2 protein-coding genes and 1 pseudogene are annotated in these 3,617 nt (G+C 66.8%); all 3 read right to left on the reverse strand.

The features are described from left to right. Positions 1-225 precede the first annotated feature (225 nt). Positions 226-2,312, reverse strand: a pseudogene (locus tag NI18_RS16715) (M13-type metalloendopeptidase). 92 nt (positions 2,313-2,404) lie between these two features. Beyond that, complete coding sequence (locus NI18_RS16720; RefSeq protein WP_052149275.1) at positions 2,405-2,890, reverse strand: DUF2062 domain-containing protein; 486 nt, start codon at positions 2,888-2,890, stop codon at positions 2,405-2,407. A 78-nt stretch (positions 2,891-2,968) separates the two neighbouring features. Continuing rightward, the gene (gene smpB / locus NI18_RS16725; RefSeq protein WP_037531610.1) at positions 2,969-3,457 is read right to left on the reverse strand and encodes an SsrA-binding protein SmpB; all 489 of its coding nucleotides are present in this window, start codon (positions 3,455-3,457) and stop codon (positions 2,969-2,971) included. Positions 3,458-3,617: the final 160 nt, after the last annotated feature.

Genomic DNA, 3,617 nt, shown 5'->3' on the forward strand with positions numbered 1-3,617 from the left:
AGGTCTTGGTCACGATGGACAGTCGGCCATTACGTCTGTCCCCCCAACTGGGCCCCGGCCTTCGCCGGGGGTGGTGGATAATTCGGGCGGTCGGCCGAGACAGATTGCGAGATACGGATGGGAAGGGTTTGGTAACGAGGGATAATCCGCCGTTACGTCTGTTCCCCAACTGGGCCCCGGCCTTCGCCGGGGTGGGGTATATCTGGGGCGGTCGGCGTCAGCGGATTACCAGATGCGGACGCGGGTTGCGGGGGCGAGGTAGCTGGCCTCGCCGGGCTTCACGCCGAACGCCGCGTACCAGGGGTCGAGGTTGCGGACGGTGAGGACGCGCTGGTGACCCGGCGAGTGCGGATCGGACAGCAAGGTCTGACGCAGTGCGGGTTCGCGGAACTTGCTGCGCCAGACGCCCGCCCAGCCATAATAGAAGCGCTGGTCGCCGGTGGTGCCGTCGATCACCGGCGCGGGCTTGCCGCCGAGCGAGCGGTGATAGGCGTCATAGGCGACGGTCAGCCCGGCGAGATCGGCGATGTTCTCGCCGAGCGTCAGACCGCCCTGCACGTGCAGCCCGGGCAAGGGCTCATAGGCGTCGTACTGCTTGACCAGCGCATCGGTGAAGACCTTGAAGCGCGCAACGTCCTGCGGCGTCCACCAGTCGGTGAGCTTGCCGTTCTGATCGTATTTGCGGCCCTGATCGTCGAAATGGTGGCTGATCTCGTGACCGATCACCGCGCCGATGCCACCATAGTTAATCGCCGGGTCCGCCTTCGGATCGAAGAAGGGCGGCTGGAGGATCGCGGCGGGGAAGACGACCTCATTCATCGTCGGATTGGCATAGGCGTTGATCGTCATCGGCGTCATGAACCATTCGCCGCGGTCGATCGGCTGGCCGAGCTTCTTGAGGTCGCGATCATAGTCGAACGCGTTGGCGCGCGCGACGTTACCGACGAGATCGCCGCGCTGGACCTGAAGCGCGGAATAGTCGCGCCATTTGTCCGGATAGCCGATCTTGGGGGTGAAGGCGGCAAGCTTGGCGAGCGCCTTGGTCTTGGTCTCGGGCGCATCCAGGCGAGGTTGCGCAACCGGTCGCCCATCGCCGCGATGACGTTCTTGACGAGCTGGTCGGCGGCGGCCTTCGATTCCGGCGGGAAATATTTCGCGACATACTGCTCGCCGATCGCCTCGCCCATCGCGCCCGACACGGTCGAGACGCCGCGCTTCCAGCGGACCTGCTGCTCGGGCGTGCCGGACAGGGTGGTGCCGTAGAAGCCGAAATTGGCCTTGTCGAAATCGCTCGAGAGATAGGGTGCATAGGCGCGCAGCACCTTGAGCATCGCATAGTCCTGAAGGACGTTCACCCGGGTATCGGCAAAGACCTTCGCTTCGCCCGTCAGCGCGCTCGGCTGCGCGACGAGGTAGAAGGGACGGCCGGTGACGCCCATCGCGGTCATGTACTGGGCCCAGGGGAAACCGGGCGCCTTGGCCGCGAAATCGGCGGCGGTCCATTTGTTGTAGGTCTTGTCCGCGTCGCGGCTCTCGATCCGCGTCCAGTGCGCGGTGGCAAGGCCCTTCTCCATCGCGAACACCGCCGCGGCGCGCGCGGCCGCGTTGGGCTCGCCCGCGAGCGTCAGCATCTGCGCGAGATACGCCTGATAGGCGGTGCGGACCGCGGCGAGCTTGGCATCGTCCTTCAGATAATAGTCGCGGTCGGGAAGCCCGAGACCGCTCTGGCCGAAGCCGACGACATAGGTGGTCGGGTCCTTGTCGTCCTGCTGCACGCCGACGCCGACGAGCCCGCCGACCCCCTGGCGCTGCAGCTTCGCAATCTGGGTGACGAGCGCGGTCTTGTCTGTGGTCGTCTTGAGCGCGGCGAGCATCGGCTTCACCGGGCCCGCGCCCTTCGCATTGACCGCAGCCTCGTCCATGAAGCTCGCGTAGAAATCACCGACCTTGTCGCCGGGCTTTGCGGTCGCGGCGTCGAGGATCGTCCGGGTGCGTTCGAGCGACAGGTCCTGGAGGACGTGGAACATGCCGTAGGACGACCGATCGGCGGGGATCGGCGTCGCCTTCTCCCAGCCGCCATTGGCATAGTCGAAAAAGTCGGTGCCGGGCTTCACCGCGGTATCGCGCCCGGCCATGTCGAAGCCGAAATCGCCGATCTGCGGCTTGTTCGCATCCTTCGGCGCGACGGGACCGCTGGCCGCACCGGCGAGCGCGGGCGACGGGGCGGCCGGTCGGGCCGGGGTCTGACTGGTCTGGGCCGGGACCGTTGCGGCGGAGGCGAGCAGAATGGCGGTGACAATCGACGTACGCATCAGGGACCCTCGGGGAAGAACTTCAGGATGCGGTGTGTTCTACGCCGATAAGACGCTCCGTCAATTCGTCGGGCGACAGATAGTGACGATTGTTACGATCCGCGATTATCGTGGCGGTGCCGCCACTTGCGGGCAATCCAGAGCCGCCAGCCGAGCGCGCTGAGCGCATAGCCGCCGATCGAGGCGACGATGGTGATGGCAAGGAGGCCGACAGCGGTGGCGGGGCCGGCCTGCATCAGCCAGGGGATCCAGTCGGCCTGCGCGGCGGCTTCGGCGACCGGCTGGCCGGGGACGTGCGCGTCGATCCGCAGCATCCACGACCCGATCCAATAGGCGGCGATCCAGAGCGGCGGGGTCGTCAGCGGATTGGTGATGAAGGTGGTCAGCGCGGCGGTCGGCACATTGGCGCGGAACGGCAGCGCGAACAACGCGGCGACGGGGGTCTGCGCGACCGGCACGAGGATCCCCGCGACCATGCCGAGCGCGACGCCGCGCGGCACCGAGCGCCGGGTGAAGCGCCACAGTTCGGGCGCGAGCACGCGGTGCGCGACGGGGCGCAACAGGCGGTTGCGCTCCATCGAATCGCGGGTCGGCAGATTGCGATGCGACCACGCCGCGAGGCGCCCGAAAAGACCGACCGGCGCCCTGGTCACGGCCTATCCACGATCCCGCATGATCCGGCCCTGCTCGCGCTTCCAGTCCTGTTCCTTCACCGAATCGCGCTTGTCGTGGTTCTGCTTGCCCTTGGCGAGCGCGAGCTCGACCTTCGCGCGGCCCTTGGAATTGAAATAGATCATCAGCGGCACGAGCGTCATGCCCTGGCGCGCGACCGCGCCGAACATCTTGTTGATCTCGCGCTCGTGCAGCAGCAGCTTGCGCGGCCGCTTGGGCTCATGGTTGAAGCGGTTGCCGTGACTGAATTCGGGGATGTTCGAATTGACGAGCTGGACCGTGCTGCCCTTCACCTCGGCATAGGCCTCCGCGATCGAGCCTTCGCCGCCGCGCAGTGCCTTCACCTCGGTGCCGGTCAGCGCGATCCCCGCCTCGAACACCTGCTCGATATAATAGTCGTACCGCGCGCGCCGGTTCTCGGCGACGATCTTGGTCTTTTCGAGGTCGGGGGGTTTGGGGGCGTGCCATGGGATGCGCGATGTAGGAGGTCGGAGGGCGAAGGGGAAGCGGGCGTGGTATCGCGTTGGACGTTAATTGTCGGTCCCCCCGTCATCCTGACGTGCGTCAGGATGACGGACGGGGATCAGACCAGGCCGGCGTGCGCCAGCGCCGCGTCGACCGCGGCGCGCGCGT

This window comes from Sphingomonas sp. Ant20, from assembly GCF_000783375.1.
Lineage (GTDB): Bacteria > Pseudomonadota > Alphaproteobacteria > Sphingomonadales > Sphingomonadaceae > Sphingomonas > Sphingomonas aerolata.